This is a genomic window from Neisseria sp. KEM232 (assembly GCF_002237445.1).
Lineage (GTDB): Bacteria > Pseudomonadota > Gammaproteobacteria > Burkholderiales > Neisseriaceae > Neisseria.
This window is the reverse complement of record NZ_CP022527.1, coordinates 956400-975993: the sequence shown is the minus strand read 5'-3', so window position 1 is coordinate 975993 and position 19594 is coordinate 956400. Positions and strand designations below refer to the sequence as shown.

The 19594-nt window shown below is 55.5% G+C and carries 11 protein-coding genes and 2 pseudogenes; 7 read left to right on the top strand and 6 right to left on the bottom strand.

Annotated elements, in window-relative coordinates; translation table 11 throughout:
- Positions 1 to 122: 122 nt before the first annotated feature.
- The 4 genes from rpoD to yhbY all read right to left on the bottom strand — a co-directional run bounded on the left by rpoD (position 123) and on the right by yhbY (position 4463).
- Complete coding sequence (gene rpoD, locus CGZ77_RS04800; protein ID WP_009426173.1) at positions 123 to 2069, bottom strand: RNA polymerase sigma factor RpoD; 1947 nt, start codon at positions 2067 to 2069, stop codon at positions 123 to 125.
- A gap of 261 nt (positions 2070 to 2330) precedes the next feature.
- Positions 2331 to 3167 (bottom strand): phosphoserine phosphatase SerB, encoded by an 837-nt coding sequence (gene serB, locus CGZ77_RS04795; RefSeq protein WP_009426175.1) that lies wholly within the window; start codon positions 3165 to 3167, stop codon positions 2331 to 2333.
- Positions 3168 to 3304: 137 nt separating this feature from the next.
- Positions 3305 to 3955: a DUF4375 domain-containing protein gene (locus CGZ77_RS04790; protein ID WP_009426176.1), complete on the bottom strand. Its 651-nt coding sequence runs from the start codon at positions 3953 to 3955 to the stop codon at positions 3305 to 3307.
- Between the two features lie 223 nt (positions 3956 to 4178).
- Positions 4179 to 4463, bottom strand: a complete 285-nt coding sequence (yhbY, locus tag CGZ77_RS04785) for a ribosome assembly RNA-binding protein YhbY (RefSeq protein ID WP_009426177.1) — start codon at positions 4461 to 4463, stop codon at positions 4179 to 4181.
- A 435-nt stretch (positions 4464 to 4898) separates the two neighbouring features.
- On the opposite strand from yhbY, the gene CGZ77_RS04780 reads away from it, so the two are divergent.
- The 6 genes and pseudogenes from CGZ77_RS04780 (at position 4899) to CGZ77_RS04755 (ending at position 18147) form a co-directional block, all read left to right on the top strand.
- Positions 4899 to 6641 (top strand): ShlB/FhaC/HecB family hemolysin secretion/activation protein, encoded by a 1743-nt coding sequence (locus CGZ77_RS04780; RefSeq protein ID WP_009426180.1) that lies wholly within the window; start codon positions 4899 to 4901, stop codon positions 6639 to 6641.
- Between the two features lie 80 nt (positions 6642 to 6721).
- Positions 6722 to 10528 (top strand): annotated as a pseudogene (locus CGZ77_RS12750) (filamentous hemagglutinin N-terminal domain-containing protein); the annotation flags it as partial.
- Between the two features lie 468 nt (positions 10529 to 10996).
- The gene (locus tag CGZ77_RS12745) at positions 10997 to 15493 is read left to right on the top strand and encodes a hemagglutinin repeat-containing protein (protein ID WP_369830586.1); all 4497 of its coding nucleotides are present in this window, start codon (positions 10997 to 10999) and stop codon (positions 15491 to 15493) included.
- A gap of 6 nt (positions 15494 to 15499) precedes the next feature.
- On the top strand, positions 15500 to 16456 hold the full coding sequence (locus CGZ77_RS04770; RefSeq protein WP_009425201.1) for an Imm49 family immunity protein: 957 nt from the start codon (positions 15500 to 15502) through the stop codon (positions 16454 to 16456).
- Positions 16457 to 16477: 21 nt separating this feature from the next.
- Positions 16478 to 17902, top strand: coding sequence for a deaminase domain-containing protein (locus tag CGZ77_RS12255; RefSeq protein WP_198344881.1), 1425 nt, complete (start codon positions 16478 to 16480; stop codon positions 17900 to 17902).
- Entirely contained in the window at positions 17899 to 18147 is a 249-nt protein-coding gene (locus CGZ77_RS04755; RefSeq protein WP_009426184.1) for a hypothetical protein, read from the top strand. Before CGZ77_RS12255 ends, CGZ77_RS04755 begins: the two co-directional genes overlap by 4 nt.
- A gap of 48 nt (positions 18148 to 18195) precedes the next feature.
- On the opposite strand, the pseudogene CGZ77_RS04750 reads toward CGZ77_RS04755, so the two are convergent.
- Positions 18196 to 18462 (bottom strand): annotated as a pseudogene (locus CGZ77_RS04750) (transposase); the annotation flags it as partial.
- On the opposite strand from CGZ77_RS04750, the gene CGZ77_RS04745 reads away from it, so the two are divergent.
- Positions 18364 to 18795 carry a transposase gene (locus tag CGZ77_RS04745; RefSeq protein WP_094030980.1) on the top strand — a complete coding sequence of 144 codons (432 nt, stop codon included), beginning with the start codon at positions 18364 to 18366 and terminating at the stop codon, positions 18793 to 18795. The pseudogene CGZ77_RS04750 and the gene CGZ77_RS04745 sit on opposite strands and share 99 nt — an antisense overlap.
- Before the next feature lie 188 nt (positions 18796 to 18983).
- On the opposite strand, the gene CGZ77_RS12020 is transcribed toward CGZ77_RS04745, so the two are convergent.
- Complete coding sequence (locus CGZ77_RS12020; protein ID WP_157697513.1) at positions 18984 to 19571, bottom strand: hypothetical protein; 588 nt, start codon at positions 19569 to 19571, stop codon at positions 18984 to 18986.
- Positions 19572 to 19594 lie beyond the last annotated feature (23 nt).

The window sequence follows — 19594 nt, the reverse complement described above, 5'->3', positions numbered from 1 at the left end:
GTTGGAAACGGGTGTATTGTAAGGCAAAAACAAGGGCGCACCCACTATGGCCGCCGCTTTCGGGATAGCGCTTTTTAAAGGCCGTCTGAAAGGCGAAGATGCTTTTTCAGACGGCCTCTGGGCTATTTTCCTTCTTCGCTGTCGAGGAAGCTTTTCAGGCGGTCGCTGCGGGTGGGGTGGCGCAGCTTGCGCAGAGCTTTGGCCTCAATTTGACGGATGCGCTCGCGGGTGACGTCGAACTGTTTGCCCACTTCTTCCAGCGTGTGGTCGGTGTTCATGTCAATGCCGAAACGCATACGCAGCACTTTGGCTTCGCGCGGAGTCAGGCTTTCGAGCACGTCGGCGGTCACTTCGCGCAGGCTGGAATACATCGCCGCTTCGGCGGGCGCAACATTGTTCACGTCTTCGATGAAGTCGCCCAAGTGCGAATCGTCGTCGTCGCCGATGGGGGTTTCCATCGAAATCGGCTCTTTGGCGATTTTCATGATCTTGCGGATTTTTTCTTCCGGCATTTCCATCAGCTCGGCCAGTTTGGCGGAATCGGGATCTTCGCCGTGTTCCTGCAAATATTGACGCGAAATGCGGTTCATTTTGTTGATGGTTTCGATCATGTGCACGGGAATGCGGATGGTGCGCGCCTGATCGGCAATCGAGCGGGTGATGGCCTGGCGTATCCACCATGTGGCGTAGGTGGAGAATTTGTAGCCGCGGCGGTATTCGAATTTGTCCACCGCCTTCATCAGGCCGATGTTGCCTTCCTGAATCAGATCGAGAAACTGCAAACCGCGGTTGGTGTATTTTTTGGCGATGGAAATCACCAGACGCAGGTTGGCCTGAATCATTTCCTCTTTCGCACGCGCGGTTTCGCGTTCGCTGCTCTGCATGTTTTTGCTGATTTCCTTCAATTCTTCGATGGAAATCTGCGCGGTTTTTTCCATTTCGGCCACTTCGGTCTGTTTCTCCAAAATGGCGTGGCGGAAACGTTCGAGGGCGTTGCTCCACACGCGTTTTCTGCCGATTTCGCCTTCCAGCCAGTCCAAATCGGTGATGTTGGGCAGAAACTGGCTGATGAAGTAGTCCCTGTCCATCTGCACGCGGTCGAGGCAGATATCTCGGATTTCGCGCTCGAGCTTGCGGATGTTGTCGACTTTCTGGCGCAGGTTGTTGCTCAGGCTTTCGATTTGGCGGGTGGCAAAGCGCACTTCCAAAAGCTTGTGGGCGATGGCGTCGCGGTGTTTCAGATAATCGGGATGGCGGCTGTTGTGCTCGTTGAGCGCCGCAATCATCAGGCCGTAGCTTTCGCCGATACCGGAGAAATGCGCCAGCACTTCCTGCTTCAGCTCTTCGAGATTGATGCTTTCGAGGTTTTCTTCGGAAGATTCGTCTTCGTCGCCCTCTTCTCCGTCGCCCTCTTCTTCGGCCGCGGCGGCACGATCGGACGGCTTGCTGCCCGGCGGGATGATTTCCAAATCGCTCACGCCCAGTTCGTGCATCAGCACTTCGTTGGGATCGAGGATGGCTTCGACGACGTCGTCGACTTTGATTTCGTCGGCGCGGATTTTTTCAATCAGATCGAGGATTTCGGCGATGGAACCCGGGCAGGCGGAAATCGCCTGTATCATGTTTTTCAACGCGTTTTCGATCTTTTTGGCGATGATGATTTCGTCTTCGCGCGTCAGCAGATCTACCTGACCCATTTCGCGCATATACATGCGCACGGGGTCGGTGGTGCGGCCAAACTCGGAGTCGGCGCTCGACAATGCCGCCTCGGCCTCTTCGACGGCGTCGTCGTCGGTCATGCCGGTGCCGCTGTCGTTCATCAGCAGGGTATCGGCATCGGGCGCTTCCTCGGTAACCTGTATGCCCAAGCCCTGAATCATGTTGACAATATTGTCGATCTGCTCTGCATCGGACATATCGTCGGGCAGGGCGTCGTTGATTTCGGCGTAGGTGATGTAACCGCGCTCCTTGCCCTGCAAAATCAGCTGGCGCAGACGCAGACGCTGCTCTTCGGGCGTCAGCGGGCGGTTTTCGTCTTCCTGGTCTTCGTAGTCTTGCGGATTGCTCATAATTCGTCTCGGTATTTGGCTGTTCCGGCGGAGCGGGCGGCTTCGGTAGGATTCTGCTTCTGTGCAGCAAATGGCACCGCCGCGACGGAGGGGTGACGGCCTGCGATAGCTCTGCGGCTTTCAGACCCGGTTCAAACTGTTGCCGTTAAATAGTGCCGCACGCGGGAAAAACAAGGGTGCGGCGGAAAAAGCGCGGATTATACGGCAAAGGGAGGCCGTCTGAAACGTTCCGCCTGCCTCCTGATTCCGTGTTTCTCGGTATCAAAGAAACCAGCCGCGCAGGGCTTCCAGTCCGCCGTAATTGATGCACAAATCCGCCGCCTGCTGCGTTTTCGGTTTGGCATGGTAGGCAATGCCGCAACCGGCCTCGCGCAGCATGGGGATGTCGTTCGCACCGTCACCGACGGCAATCACCTGTTCCGCACGCAGGCCGAGTTTTTCGCGGTATTCGCGCAGGAGCCGCGCTTTGGCTTCGGCGTCAATGATGCGTCCGTTCAGACGGCCTGTCAGCCTGCCGTCTGCCGTTTCCAGCATGTTGGCAAAGGCGTAGTCCAAACCCAGCCTCGTTTGCAGGCGGTCGGTGAAAAAGGTGAAGCCGCCCGACACCAGCATGAATTTCACGCCGTGTTTCTTGCATTCGGCCAGCAGGTATTCCGCGCCGGGCGAAAGTTGCAGCACATGGTCGTACACTTCCTGCAACACGCTCTCGGACAATCCCGCCAGCAGGCCGACGCGCTCGCGCAGCGACTGCTCGAAATCGATTTCGCCGCGCATGGAGCGTTCGGTAATTTCCGCCACCCGCTCTTTCAAACCTGCGCCGGCAGCGATTTCGTCGACGCATTCGATGGTAATCAGCGTCGAATCCATATCGCTGACAATCAGCCCGAAATCGGCAAAGGGCACGGCGGGCAACACGGCATAATCAATCCGTTGTGCGTCAAGGGCGGCCGCGGCTTCGTGCGGCAGCACGTAACCGGGTTCGACAACAAAACGCCGCACGCGCTCGGGAAACGGGTTTTCAGACGGCCTCAGCCCGTTTAAAAACGGCAAATCGCAGCGGGCGATATCGGGATGCTGCAAAACAAGGTGGTGCGTCATGGCCTTCCTTTTCTATCTCCTTAATATATGGAAAGAGGCCGTCTGAAAGGGCTTTCAGACGGCCTTTGTTTAGGGTGTATTGACAATCAACGTTGCAGCGGTGTTTTTGCCTGCCGCGTGTCAACACACCCTAGGTCTCAGCCGACAAACGCCTGCGGGTTGGCGCGGATAAAGCGCATCAGCAGCTGGTCGAGCGCCTGGCAGTTTTCCAACAGATAAAACTCGTCGTCGAATTTTTCCAGCGGGTTGTCGCGGTAGGAGTCGCAAAAGGCTTCCAGCGAACCGTCCTGCCGCTCGGCGAGGCGTTCGTTTTCGTAGCAGGCGTTGGCGCGACGCACGAGGTCGGCGTATTTCGGCGCACCGACGAGTTCGCAGGCTTCGGGCAGATAGGCCGCCGCTTCGGCTTCGGTGTTGTAGTAATACTGGTTGAAGCCGCCGTTGTCCACTTCGCCCGCCAATATATAGAGGGCATACACGGCGCGGCGCTCGGGGCTGAGGGTTTTCAGGTATTCCTCTTCCGAAAGTCCGACGGGCGCCTGCGCGGCGAGAGTGTCGAACACGGTGAGCACCAGCTCCTCGTCGGGCGTTTGCGCGAGGATGTCGGCGGTGAGTTTTTCGTAGATAACGCGCTTATCGAAGGCTTCGAACATTTCGGCCACTTCGGCAAAAAGCTGCTGCGACTCGCGCTTGAACTCGGTGCGCTCTTCTTCGCTCATCTGCGCGAGCATCTGCTGGAAATCTTCGTCGTCAAAGCCGTTAAACAGGCTGCTCAAATCATTGTTTTTCATGGTGTAGTTCCTGCTTGGAGGCCATCTGAAACGTTTTCAGACGGCCTTTTGTTTTGCATAGGACGTGTTGTCATTCAACTCTTGCAGCGGATTTTTCAGCATAAAACGGCAGATGCAAGGCGAAAATGCGAACCTATGTGCCCATAGACGGGTATTTTCAACGCGGCAGATGCCGTTTTAGGACGGGAAAGCCGCCAAAATGTTGATTGGCCAATACGTCCTACTATTCTTCGTCCTGTTTCTCACGCCACAGCACCAGCAACTTACCGATATGCTGCACCAAAAACGCACCCGTCGCCCCGCACAGGGCTTCGGCCACGGCCACGCGCTCGGCTCTGTCGTCGCCCGCCACACGCACTTTAATCAGTTCGTGTGCCGCCAGCGCGGCATCGGTTTCTTTAATCACGGCCTCGGTCAGACCGTGCTGACCAATCATCACCACGGGATGGAGATGATGGGCGCGGGCTTTGAGTGCCAGAATCTGTTTGGTGTCGGGTACGTCGCTCATAAGTGTGCTGCCTGTCGGAAAAAAAAAGCGGCATTTTACTCGAAAGCTCAGGCAGCGTCATGCCGGGCAAGCCGTTAAGATGATGCAGAAAACACTGGCGTTGTTTGCATCCCCCAAGGACAATGCTGTAGAGATGCAACATAACAAACAATAGTTGGATAACCCCGAACGCATTCAGGCTGTTTTTTGACTGTATCTCTGATGAAACATCTTACCTATTTACCAAACAGAATTATGTTCAGGATTAAAGTTATTTATGTGATTGAATTAATTTTTAATATTGATTTTCGTATTGTTTTTAAACAATTTAAAACAAAAAAATCCATCCGCATACCTAAGCCTGTTCTTAAAAAACATTGACGCTTCCTTGACTTATTTATAGACTACGCTTAGCTATCTTAAATTAAACCTGCAAATTTAATCCAATTTAACAAAATGCCGCACGCACACCACCGTTTAAGCCTTATCTTTTTAGCCATTCTCTCCTTTCAGGCTGCTTTAGCCGATACCATCGAAGAAAACGAAATCCGCCGTCAGGAATTGCGCCGGCAGCAGGAGCAGCAGCTGCAGCGCGAAGTCGATGTGCGTTTGGACGATACGCGGCAAAGTACGCTTACTCCGTCTGCGGCCGAATCGGCCGAATCCCCCTGTTTACCCATTCATACCGTTACCCTGACCGGCGATGCTGCCGGCCGTTTTCAGTTTGCACTTAAAAAAGCCTTGAAAGAAACCGGCTTCCAATCCGGACAATGTTTGGGTGCGCAAGGCATCAACCGCATTATGGTTGCGGCACAAAACGCCGTTATCGGCCGCGGCTATACCACTACCCGTATTTTGGCCGCACCGCAGGATTTAAACAGTGGAACTTTGGAATTAACCGTTTTGCCCGGCAAAGTGCGCTCGGTTCGCACTGATACTTCGCACAACGACCAAACCCGTGCCGCGCGCATTGCCGCCTTTCAAAACGAAATTCCGTTGAAAGGCGGCGATATTCTGAATCTGCGCCGTATCGAGCAGGGGCTGGAAAATCTCAAACGCGTACCTACCGCCGAAGCCGATATCCAAATCGTTCCTGCAGACGCGCCTGATGAAAGCGACATCGTTGTTGCCTGGCGGCAGCGGCTGCTGCCCTACCGCCTGTCGCTCGGTGTGGACGACTCCGGCAGCAAAACCACCGGCAAATACCAAGGCAGCCTGACTTTCTCTGCCGACAACCCTTTCGGCTTGAGCGATCTGTTTTATCTGTCCTACGGCCGCCATCTCGGCCATACCGACGCCCATACCGACTCCGAGGGCAAAAAAACCGCCGGCGGCACCCAAAGCTACGCCTTTCACTATTCCGTTCCTGCCGGCAACTGGCTGTGGAGCTGGAACCACAACTACTACCGCTACCACCAGGCTGTAGCGGGTATCAATGAAGTATATGACTACAACGGCAAAAGCCGCGGCAGCGACATCGGATTTACCCGCCTGCTGTACCGTGATGCGCGGCGCAAGAGCCATATCGGCTTCAAACTGTGGCAGAAAGAAAACCAAAGTTTTATCGATGATGCCGAAGTCGAAGTACAGCGCCGTAAAACCGCCGGTTGGCAGTTGAGCCTAAAACACAAGGAATACATCGGCCGCAGCACTTTGGATATTGGTCTTGCCTACAAACGCGGCACCGGTATGGCCGATGCCATTGCCGCCCCTGAAGAAGTGTTTGATGAAGGCACTTCGAGAATGAAGGTAATCACTGCCGACATCAGCTATAACCACCCCTTCCAAATCGGCCGGCAGCACTTCGTATACGACACTGCCCTGCACGCCCAATGGAATAAAACCCCGCTGACGCCTTTGGACAAAATCGCCATCGGCGGCCGCTACACCGTTCGCGGCTTCGACGGCGAAAGCTCACTGTCGGCCGAACGCGGCTGGTACTGGCGCAACGAAGCCGCCTGGTCATTCAAACCCGCCCACCAGCTCTATCTGGCAGTGGACGGCGGCCACGTCTCCGGCGATTCGGCGCAATACCTGCTCGGCCAAACCCTGATTGGCGCCGCCGCCGGTCTGCGCGGCCAGTTCAAAGCAGGCGGCAGCCTGAATTACGACCTGTTTGCCGGCAAACCGATTAAAAAGCCCAAAGGCTTTCAGACGGCCTCTACCGTCTTCGGCTTTAATCTGAACTATTCCTTCTAAACCCGCGCTTGTGCAGCCTGGAACTCCATCTCCCGTTTTCAGGCTGCCTTTCCCCGCACACACTACGGATACCCCCTACCATGAACAAACACCGCCATAAAATCGTCTTCAACCGCACCCGCGGCATTCTGATGGCCGTAGCCGAGACTGCCATCGGGCAGGGCAAAAGTCCCGGCGAGCGCTCAGGCGGAGAAACCGGTGGCGGTAACGGCAGTCTAAAAACCCATTCAGGCTGCCGTTTGCATTTGGGCACGCTGGCTTTCAGTCTGCTGCTCGGTTTCGGTTCGGCCCTGATTGTGCCCGCCGCCGCTGCCGACATCCAGTCCGATCCCACCGCCCCGCGGTACCAGCAGCCCACGGTTCTTAAAACCGGCAACGGACTGCCGCAGGTCAATATCCAAACCCCCACCGCCCACGGCGTATCCGTCAACCAATACCGCCGTTTCGACGTTGACACGCGCGGCGCCATTCTCAACAACAGCCACAAAAGCGTATCCACCCGCCAGGCCGGCTGGATACAGGGCAACCCTTTTCTCGCCCGCGGCGAAGCCCGTGTGATCGTCAACCAAATCAACAGCAGCGACCCGAGCCGGCTGAACGGCTATATCGAAATCGCCGGCCGCCGCGCCGAAGTGGTGATGGCCAACCCCGCCGGCATCCGCGTCGACGGCGGCGGCTTTATCAACAGCGCAGGTGCCACCCTGACCACCGGCCGTCCCATCCTGGCAGACGGCCGTTTCGACGGTTTGGACATCGGCAGCGGCCGTATCGAAATCGGCACTCAGGGTCTTGACGGGCGCGATGCCGACTACACCCGCATTCTCAGCCGAGCCGCCAAGATTGACGGCGGCATTTGGGGACAGGACGTCCAAGTGATTGCCGCCGGCGGCCAAACCGACGCCGCCGGCAGTGTCAAAACCCCGTCTGCAGCCGGCAACCCGCCGTCTGCGGGCGGCACTCCCGTCTTTGCCATCGACACCGGCGCCCTGGGCGGCATGTATGCCGGCAAGATCACCCTGATTGCCGCCGATGCCGGCAGCGGCATCCGCAACGCCGGCAAGATTTACGCCGGTGCCGGCGGCGTCACCCTCAGCGCCGACGGACAGCTGGCCAACAGCGGCACGGTTGCCGCCCAAGACGGCGGCGCCCTGCGTCTTAACGCCGACCAAACCGACAACAGCGGCACCCTTTACGCCCACGGCCAAAGCAGCATCGACAGCACAAGCAGCCTGAACAACAGCGGCCGCATTCTCAGCACCTCAGAAAACCGCATCCGCAGCGCCCGCATCAGCAACAGCGGCAGCGGTCAAATCGACGGCGGCCGTCTGGACATTGCCGCCCCCGTATTGGCCAACAGCGGCCGCATCAGCCAAAGCGGCAGTCAGAATCTCACCGTTGAAACCGCCCGTCTGGCCAACAGCGGCCGCATCGGCCTGCCGGAAAACAATAGCAGCAACGGCGGAAACGGCAGCGGTAACAACGGCGGAAACGGCGGTAACAACGGCGGAAACAGCGGTAACAACGGCAACAGCGGCAGTAACAACGGTAACGGTGGAAACAACGGCAACAGCGGCAACAGTCACGGCGGCCATACCCAAGTTCCCGCTCCTGCCGACGGCCGCATCAGCGTCTCCGGCCGTTTGGACAACAGCGGCACCATCGAAGCAGGCGGGCGCACCGATCTGAGCGTCAGCAGCGAAATGGCCAACAGCGGCCGCCTGACTCTCGGCAGCCTGAAAGCAGACGGCAGCCGTTTCGACAACCGCCAAGGCACCATCCTCGCCCACAGCGCCGACATAAACAGCAGCCACAGCGACAACCGCGGCGGCGCCCTGGCCGCAGGCAGCCTGAAACTGGACGGCACCCGACTCGACAACCGTCAAGGCACCATCCGCAGCAATACCCTCAGCGACATCCGCCTTTCAGACGGCCTGAACAATGAACAAGGCGAAATCACCACTGCCGGCAGCCTGAAACTGGCCGCCGGCGATATTGCCAGCAGCGGCGGCAGCATTCTGGCCGGCCAAGATCTCGAACTGACGGCCAACCGGCTGGACGGCAGCGGCACCCTGGCCGCCGGCCGTGATGCCGCCCTCAAACTCAGCGCCGACTTTGACAGCAGCGGCGACATCGAAGCCGGCCGCACACTCAGCATCGAGAGCAGCGGCAGCATCCGCAACCGCCACCGCATGGCCGGCGGCGCAGCCCTCGACATCCGTGCCCGCCATATCGACAACCGCGCCGAAGGCAAACTGGTTTCCGGCAGCAATACCCGTATTGGCGCCGACACCGTGGACAACCGCGGCCTGATCAACAGCAACGGCCTGACCCGCATTGATGCCGCGACTGCCCTGAACAACATCGGCAGCGGCCGCATCTACGGCAGCCGTCTCGCCCTGGGCGGCGGCAGCCTGAACAACCGCGAAGAACCAGGCGCAGACGGCAAAAACCAAGCCCCCGTGATTGCCGCACGAGAGCGGCTGGACATCGGCATGCGCAGTATAAGCAACACCGGCAGCGGCTTTGGCCGGATTGAAAACGGCCAAGTACAAACCGGCAGCGTCTCCAGCCTGATCAGCAGCGAAGGCACACTGCATATCGGCGGCCGTCTGAACGAGAGCCATCAGGCTGAAGGCAGGGCCGAGCGCCTGGAAAACCGCGGCGGCCGCATCGAAGCGGCCGGAGACGGCGTATGGTCGGTTGCCAAAATCCATAACGGCAACAGCCGCTGGGAAGTCAATCACAAAGTTGCCGTCGGCGCGGCCGAACACCGGCACAGCTACAGCCAGCCCGGCAATCCCGAATGGTGGCAGGTCGGCAAAGACGGCTCATGGCGGCAGACTGCCAATCATGCCAAAGGCGAGTTTACCTTTAACGACGGCCGTGCTCCGGTTCGCCAATCCAGCTGGAACGAAAAACGCGTCACCATACAACGCCACGAAGACCAAATCGCCCACTCCCAACCCGGGCAAATTGCCATCGGCGGCAACTTTACTGCCGACACCCAAGAGCTGGTTAATGAAAACGGCCAAATCTTAATCGGCGGCGTCTGGCAGGGCAGCGACAAAGACAGCACCCTGAAAAACCTCAGCGATTTGGCCGGCGTGTACGAAATCGAGTCCGGCATCTTCGAAAACAGCTATGCCCGCAAAAGCAAATCTAGACAAAGGTGGGGACGCCGCACTGGCTACAGCGCTCCCGTGTATAACGAAACCCTGCTTGAGCGCCGCGAATTTGCCAACCACATCAGCTATCAGGATCAGGCAGGCAGCCTGACCCCTCCTGCCGGCCATGCCGCCGCAGCCGATGCCGCCACCGCCGCCGTTGCGCCACAACGCATTAAAAGTCCCGACGGCAGCTTCAGCCTGCCCGAAAGCAGCCTGTACACCGTCCGTCCCGACCGCCCCGGCTATCTGGTCGAAACCGATCCCGCCTATGCCGACTACCGCACCTGGCTGGGCAGCGACTACATGCTCAAAGCCCTGCAAACCGATCCCAACCGCACCCACAAACGGCTGGGCGACGGCTATTACGAGCAACGCCTGATCAACGAACAGATCGCCCGTCTGACCGGCTACCGCCGTCTGGATGGCTACCCCAACGACGAAGCCCAATTCAAAACCCTGATGGACGCCGGTATCAGCTTCGCCCGCGCCCAGCAGCTGACCCCCGGCATCGCCCTGTCCCCCGAGCAGGTTGCCCGGCTGACCAGCGACATCGTCTGGCTTGAAAGCCGGACCGTTACCCTGGCCGACGGCAGCAGCCAACGCGTACTCGTTCCCAAAGTCTACGTACTGGCGCGAACCGGCGATCTCAACAGCGCCGGCGGACTCATCAGCGCCGACGCCCTGCAGCTGAATGCCGGCCGCATCGACAACCGCGGCACCCTTGCCGGCCGGCGTATCGTCGATCTGGCCGCCGGCGACATCAGCAACAGCGGCCGCATCCAAGGGCGGCAAACCCTGCTGGAAGCACAAAACCAAATCACCCTGCAAGGCGGCAGCATTGAAGCCGAACGGCTGCTCAGCCTCAAAGCCGACAACATCACCCTTCAAAGCAGCACCGCCCGCAGCGGCAACGCCGGAAACGGCCGCACCACCCTTGACCGTGTGGCCGGACTGTATGTCAGCGGCACAGAAGACGGCCAAGGCCTGCTCAGCCTCGAAGCAGGGCACGACATCAAACTGAACGGCGCCCGCCTGGCCAACCGCGCCCGCGACGGCCATACCCAAGTCGTTTCCCACCAAGGCAGCGTCACACTCGGCACCGTCCGCACCGAAAGCCACGAAAGCTACGGCAGTCTCAGCGACAAAAACCACCGCCACGTCCACCAAAGCGCCGAAGAAGGCAGCCGCATCGAAGCGCTTGGCAACATCACCGTATCCGCCGGCAAAGACCTCAGCATCCGCCAAGGCCAAATCGACAGCCAAAACGGCCGCACCACCCTGGCCGCCCGCGGCAATATTGACATCAGCGAAGGCCGCCGCACCCTGGATCTGGACGAATCGACCTACAGCAAAGAGCGCGGTTTGGTCGGCAGCAAAAGCCGGCTGGACCAATACCGGCGCCAACACGACGAAGCAGCCGGCAGCGTGATTACCGGCCGCGAAGTCAGAACGGATTCCGGCGGCGACACCCACATCCGCGGCAGCCAAGTCATCAGCGACGACCAGACCATGGTTACCGCCCGGGGCGGGGTCAGCATCGAAGCGGCCGAGAACCGCTACCAAGATTGGGAAAACCACGAGCGCAAAAAGTCCGGCCTCACCGGCAGCCTGAAAAACGGCGTGGCGATGGCCGGTTACGGCAAGACCCAAGAAAACCTGCAACAAAACAGCGTATCGTCTGCCGTAACCTCCTCGCAGATAGGCAGCCTGAAAGGCAACACCACCGTAGTGGCGGGCGGCAAACTGACTACCGAAGCCGCACAGCTGTATGCCGGCGGCGATCTGCAGCTGCAGGGGCGCGAAGTTTCCCTTGGCGAAGCCTACAAGCAGAACGAGCGGCACAGCGAAGCGCAGCACAAACAGAGCGGCTTCTCGGTCGGCATCACTTACGACCCCTATACCGCCGGCAAAAATGCCTGGGTCAAAGCCATGCAGGGCGGCGGTTACAGCGACAGTATTGTCGGCAACTGGATGCAGCGCAGCAGCGCCTCCGCCAAAGCCAGCCAGGCGGCGGGTACACCCGTTGTCATCAGCGGCGGCCGCAGCCGCAGCACGCAGGTGCAGGATGGCAGCAGCGCCGAAGCCGTCGGCAGCTCGCTGACAGCCGGCCGCCATCTCAGCATCCGTGCCACCGAAGGCAGCATCGAAGCCAGAGGCGCACAGATCGCCGCCGAAGGCGATGCCCTGCTGTATGCCCGCGACGACATCCGGCTGCTGGCCGCGGCCGACAGCCGCCGGCAAACCGGCAGCAGCAAGCGCAGCGGTTTCTCCATCGACAACCGCGACCATATCACCCCCTTCGGCACCTTTAACGATCAGGGGCAGGCTGCGGGTGAGATCGGCAGCATCAGCGGCAGCACCCTGTCCGTGGGCGGTAAAACCCGTCTGCTTGCCGAAAAAGGCAATATCGCCGTCAGCGGCAGCAGTCTGGTCTCCCAAGACGACCTGCTGCTTAAAGCCGGCGGCAACATCGACATCCGCGCCGCCGAACACCGCCAAAGCCAGAGCGAGCGCCAAGTTTCTTCCGGCATCGGCAGTGCCGTTATTTCCGACACCGAGCACTTTAGCGGCTGGATGAAAAACCGCCGCGAGAACGAAGGCGAAGAAACCCTGCAGGCCAAGAGCCAAATCGGCAGCCTGAAAGGCAGCGTTCGCATCGACGCCGGTGGCGCCTACCGCCAAACCGGCAGTGATGTTGCCGCTGCCCGCGATATTGACATTGCCGCTCAAAGCGTCGATATCCGCACCGCCGACAATCACGGCCGCAGCCGCCAAAGCGAGCGCGACCTTAAAATCGGCACCTTCGCCAAAATCTCCTCGCCGCTGATTGATTTGGTCAACGCTGCCGAAGGTGCTGCCAAAAGCAAAGCCGACGACCGCACCCGCGCCCTGCAGGGTCTAGCCGCCGGCGCCCAAGCCTACCAGCTGGCCGATGGCGTCGGCAAAGTGGCCGACGCCGTCAAAAACCAAACCGGCCAGCAAGGCGCCGTCCTCTTGTCCGTCGAAGCCGGCTTCGGCTTTAAAACCGCCAGCAAGGAACAAAACCAAAACTACCGCCAAAGCCGCGAAAGCAGCCTGAAAGCCGGCGGCGACATCAATATCCGCAGCCGCGCGGGCGACATTACCGTCCAAGGCAGCAACATTACTGCGGGCGACACCATTCGCCTCGATTCCGCGCGCGATATCCGGCTGCAGTCGGCCCAAGACAGCCAACATCAGGACGGCAAAAACCGCAATGCCGGCGTACAAGTCGGCGTCGGCGTTTCCGTTGGTGCCCAAACCGGCGTCTATATCTATGCCGAAGCCGCCTACGGCAAAGGCAAAAACCGTTCGGACAGCCAAACCCATCAAAACACCCTGCTGCAATCGGACAAACTGCAGCTCAGCAGCAAGGGCAATACCGTGCTGAACGGTGCCCAAGCCCATGCAAAACGCATCGACGCTGAAGTCGGCGGCACACTGCACATCGAAAGCCCGCAGGACACTGTCGAACAGGAGAGCAAACAAAGCGGCGGCGGCATCCGCGCCCAAGTCGCGCTCGGTACCGCATGGAGCGTATCCGGCAACTACAACCAAAGCAAAGCCAGCGGCCACAGCCGCAGCGTCGGCAGCCAGAGCGGTCTCTTTGCCGGCGAAGGCGGTTATCACATCACAGCCGACGGTGTCCGGCTCAAAGGCGGCGCCATCGCTTCTGCCGCAGACAAAGACCACAACGAACTCACCGCCCGCAGTTTCAGCTTTGAAGACATCCGCAACGAAAGCAGCTACAGCGCCAGCAGCATGGGCATCGGTGCCGGTTATGGCGGCAGCCTGAAAGGCAGCGACGGCTTCAATCAAAGCGCCTTCGGCCGTGCGTCCCAAACCGCCGGCCAGAACATGAACAAAGGCCTCAACTACAGCCCCACCCTGCCGCAGCATGAAAGCGGCGACAGCCAAGGCTATACCCGCTCGGTACTCAGCGAAGGCAACATCACCATCGGCGGCAAAAAAACCAGCGCCCGCGCTCTCGGCATCCATACCGATTCGGCCACTGCCCATCACGGTGCCGACAGCGTTCCCGATCTGCAAAACCTACTCGACAAACAGCAAATCATTGCCCAATCGACTACCGCCATCCACAGTGCCGTCGGCACCTATAGGGGCAACCGTGCCAAAGCGGCAGCCGAAGAGCTGGAAAAACAACAGGCCGCTTACGAAGGCAGCCTGAAAGAGCGTAACGACGGCAGCTACGAACACTACCTCAGCCTAAGCGACGCACAACGGCAGCAGGAGATGCTGGCCCATTCCCCCGCCTACGCCCAAGCCTACCAAGAAGCCCGAAGCTGGGGCGTAGGCGGCAGCAAAAGCCGTGCGCTTAGCGCCGCCGAAACCCTGATTACCGGCGCATTGGGCGGCCAGGGGGATCTGCAGCTGGCGGCCAATACTTTGGCGCCGTATGCTGCAGCCGCCATCGGCAAGCGCTTCGGCCACGGTGAACACAAAAACGAAGCCGCGCAAGCAATCGGCCACTTTATGCTCGGCGCGGCCTTGGCCTACGCCAACGGCGCCGACCCGCTTGCCGGCGGCAGCGCTGCCGTTGCCGCCGAACGCGCAGCCGAATACCTGGCCGGACAATACGATGACGGCCATACCGCGATTGACCCGATAACGGGGAAATTCAATTCCAATCTTCTGCCCGAACACATTAAGGAAGAGATCAAAGCGCAGACCGGGGCGCTTGCTTCGGTGGTCGGTGCGGCCGGAGGCAGCCTGAACGGCACGAACGGCGGCAACGGAGCGTTGTTTGATGCGCAGGTTGCCGGGACGGTCGGGCAGAATGCGGTGGAGAATAATGCTGCAGGGAATAATACTTCTGCTGTTACGCGGATGCAGAGTAGAGCCGCAACATTAGAAAACTCAGTCTATGCAATGGATTTTTTTGGTCTCCTGGGAAATGTCCCAGCTATTGCTGCCGAAGCCCAAAAAGTATCCAGAGCAAGGAAGGATCATTGGAATGAAGAAGCCCGCAAATACCTGCTTAAAGAACATGGTATCAATGTTCCATTGATAGAAGTAATGGAAAATGTCAATGGAGTGGGGGTCATACGTCAAGATACCGAACGAAATTATAAAAATCTTCGGGCAATACTAGATAAAGTTAACAGACTCAAAAATATCCCACCCCCAACTACTGCAACCCCTACTAATCGAGGCCGTATAGGCAGCAAACCTATTGGAAACGGGATTTCATTAGATGCGCCCAAATCACAGCAGAAAACGGTGGATAAGATCAAACAGGGTTTGGATAAAGACGGAAAGCTGACCGAGCAAGTGGTTAACGCTTGGGCAAAAGAAATGGGCTGGCGGGTCATTCCCGGCGGCAAATACGGCAGCAACAACGGCTTTGACCATGTTTTTGTCACACCCACCGGACAGGTTGTTTTGGGGGACAGCAAACAGATCGTGAAAAATGCCATGCATCTGATCCCCAGTGCGGCAGGCGGGCATATGCAAATGAGTGACAATTGGATACAAACCGTTATCGGCAAATTGCCAAAAAATGACCCGACTATTCCTGTCTTAGAAAAAGCAATGGGTAATCAGACATTGCATAGAACCGTGATGGGCATTGACAGAAACACAGGAAAAATTACTCTTGTTCCCTTATACTTCCCCACTCAACAAATAAACAAACCGAAGAGGTAAACCAACATGAGTTTTATGTGCAGTAAAAAATGGTACGACCATATCAGCAGCATCGTCATCGAATATGCCGAAAGTTTCAACCAATACCTTTCGGGTAAAGGCGATCCTGATATTGCATATCATCTGTCGTATATTGACGAGCGCAAAGGCTCCCCCTTTGCAGCCATGTCGAATTTGCAACGGAGGGTGTATGCGGCCTGCGCCCACGCATTGTGGGCGGAGCGCGACCTGCCCAAATTCAAGCGCTATGCCTACCAGCTGGGCAAGCTCGAAATCTTAAGCAGTATGGGCTGGAGTTATCCCGAGCCGTTTTTCCTGTGTGCCGAAACCCCCAATGTGGCCAACCCGCTGTTTGTGATGCTGATGAGCGACAGCCCCAAAATCCGCTCCTTCCTGCTGCGCAATATCGATTTAATCAGCAACGATACCGAAGAGTTTGCCGACCGCTACGATTTGAACCGCCAGTTGAAGTACAACACCCTGCTGATGCTGGAAGGCACGCAGTTGGAACGCTTGGAACGGCGCAGCCTGAATGTGCTCGAAAACCAACAGCAAAGCAAATGGCTGCAACTGCGGTGCGAAGACTTCCTCTTCTTCCTGGCCTTCGCCCGCCAAGATCCTGCTGCTATGCGGCAGGCGCTCGATCCTTTGTTTGAAAAAAAACGCGCCCGTCAGGCAGCCAAAGAAACCCTCAGCTATTTCGATTTCTTCTTGCAGCCGCAAATCGTGATGTACGCCAAAATTGCCGCAATTCACGGCTTTGATCTGGGTATTGACCATGAAATCGCCCCCAAAGAAGCCATTGCCTATGCGCCGCTGCCTGAAGGCGAATACCAAGATCCCTTCGACTTTATGCGTACCTACGATTTGGACTTCCCCTACGAATACTTGCAAAACTGGGTGGATTACTACACCGGCCAAACAGATACTTTGGGTTTGCCGCCGCTTGTGAATGACGAATAGAGTTTAGGATTAAGTTGCTGTGTGTTTACATCGCAGGCAGCCTGCCCCCTTGGCGGCAGCAAAAGCCGTGCGCTTAGCGCCGCCGAAACCCTGATTACCGGCGCATTGGGCGGCCAGGGGGATCTGCAGCTGGCGGCCAATACGTTGGCGCCGTATGCTGCAGCCGCCATCGGCAAGCGCTTCGGCCACGGTGAAAACAAAAACGAAGCCGCGCAAGCAATCGGCCACTTTATGCTCGGCGCGGCCTTGGCCTACGCCAACGGCGCCGACCCGCTTGCCGGCGGCAGCGCTGCCGTTGCTGCCGAACGCGCAGCCGGGTATCTGGCCGGACAATACGACGACGGCCATACCGCGATTGACCCGACAACGGGGAAATTCAATCCCAATCTTCTGCCCGAGCACATTAAAGAAGAGATTAAAGCGCAGACCGGGGCGCTTGCTTCGGTGGTGGGTGCGGCCGGAGGCAGTCTGAAAGGCAGCGGCACAATCCGCACAAACACCAACGCCCTGTTCAATGCGCAGGTAGGGGGCGTGCTTGGGCAGAATGCGGTAGAGAATAATGGATTTCGAGAAACTAATCCGATTGAATTTGATGAGCTTATTAATGATAAAACAGGGGAAAATGCTAAGAACCAAATAATTTTGGTAAAAAGCTCCATTGAAGGCTTGGGAAGTTTTCTTGAGCTAACAGAAATTAATCATCTAAAGGATACTCAAGAAAAAATTAGAGTTTATTTAGAAAACAAACAAGGAAAAGAACTAAGTGATGCAGAAACGGAATTTTTTGCCATACTTTATGCAACAAATGAAACTTTATTTCCAACTAATGCAATAGAATTTATTCCTTCGTCAAAGCCAATTGTAAAATACTTAGTAAAAATTAAGCAGGCTGCAAAAAAACTTAATCGTGTTGACCTAATAAAACAATTAAATAGAGAACTCTCAAAGTCTGTTGATAAATATGTTCCTCCAACAGCTTTAAAACCAATTCCATCATTAATAAGTAAAATAGGTGGCCCTTCGACTGAAGAAATAGCAAAAGCAGCAGCTAAACTTGTAGAGTATCGCACAAAATTTAAGATAAGAGGAGGAAATTTAAGTTATTTAGAAGGAATAATAAATGGTAGGTCAGTAAATGCAAATAAAATATGGAGGAGTTCGTCTTTAGATAGAGTTACAAATGAACCTAAAATATTTACCGCGACAGAAGTTAAAGGAAAAAATGGTAATGCTTGGCTACGCCATACAGATAGTGAATACAGAATGTTAAATGATCTTGCTTATAAATTAGGTGGAAAACCGGGCCATGTTTATCACCAAGTATACGGACATTTAACTATTGTTTCTGAATATCCTTATTGCACATCATGCACTCATGTAATACAGCAATTCCAAACAATGTTCCCAAATCTAAGATTAACATTAATTAATGGAGTTAAGAAATGATTAATAAAAAATTAGAGTTTAAAGTTTTAGTTATGGATTTAGATATACTAGAAAAAGCAGTAGAAATGTATAACTTGGATCCTACATCCAATGTGAAATTTCAAATAATTAATGAAATTGAAGATTCACTAAACTCCGCAACAATTCAATCTGATAAATACAATATTGAAGAAGTATTTAGATTGGGATATAGATTGGCAGATCTTGAAAATTACTTACAGAATAAAGGAGAATTTGATTGGTAAATTTTTCTTTACTGACAGCATTAATATTGGGGCTGTACTAGATAAGCCCTAAATTTCACACCACCGACGCAGCACTTTAAGCTGCTCGGAGGGTGTGCCAAAGTTAAAACGGAACTCGCATTCTTTCAAGAAAAGCGGGAAAGATTTACGGTCGATTCCATTGTATTTGCGCAGTACGCGCTTTGCCTGATTCCAGAAATTTTCAATGCCGTTGATATGGTTCTGTCTGTCGGCAAACAGCTTGCTGTGATTAATGCGGTGGTGGGTAAATCCGCTTACATCCAACACATCATAGCTGCTCAAACAATCCGTATAGAACTGCTGCCCGGACAGCGCAACGACATTTGCGGCGTCCTATCACTGATTAAGGATAAAAGCTTTGGTGCACTGTTTGCCGACAAAGCCTTTGATGCAGACTGGCTGATTAAGGAATTGACACAAAAGGGTATCGAGCCCGTTATCCCCCCACGCAAAGGTCGTAACACGGAGAGGTGTTATGACCGTGGGAAATACAAATGGCGGCATCTGATTGAAAACTTTTTCTGCCGGATAAAGGAGTTTAAAAAGATTGCGATGCGTTGTGAAAAGACGGATGAATCTTTTGCTGCCAACATTTATCTGGCTGCTACGGTTTTAAGGCTGGCTTGAATGTCAACACCCCTAGATTTATCAAGAGATTTACTGTTTTTGAGCTCTTCAGCCAAATCAAACATGACATACAGTGAATCTTCTCCAAGCTGTTCATATAAAAGGTCAGGAATTGTTTGTCCGGGTTTCAATTTGCTCAGGTCAATCCGTTTATCGGGATGGCTTTTCAGAATTTTTTGAATGAAATTTCATCCGTCTTCATTTTTGGCCATTGCATTAATCACAACCTTGTTTTGTTTAAATATTTTGGCAAATTTTTCTTGTTCTTCCGGTGATTTTTTATGCCAAAACGCATGTTTGCTGGCATTCATTTCGTTCTTCAAAAGTGGAAGCGTTTCTTCATATTCCTTATGCATTTCTGAACTCATCATCCATTCAACTTTTTTCAATTTTTCGATAGAGGTATTTGCCACCACCGTATCGTTGAATGCAGACAAGGCTCTTTCTGAAGCTTGAGAGGAGAGCATATGAATAAAAGCGAGATGAAGGTTATGGAAGAATTGTTGAATTTCGTGATGTCGGATGATTTGTCCGTGATTGATTTCGACCTGTTTTTGAATAATTTTTTTATGTTTTTCTAGGCGTTTTTTGTATAGCTCTTCGTATTCCAGCATTCTGCGGGCGACGGCTGCGCCGCAGCCGCTGCCATCGTCGAATCGATAATAGAGGCCGTCTGAAAGCGAAGCTTCAACGAAGTTAAAACTTTCAGACGACCTTTTTATGTGCAACGCGGTAAAGCGCTTGCTATGCGGATGGTTTGTTATACGGAAGAACAAGTATCTGCGGTATGTGCTCCAAT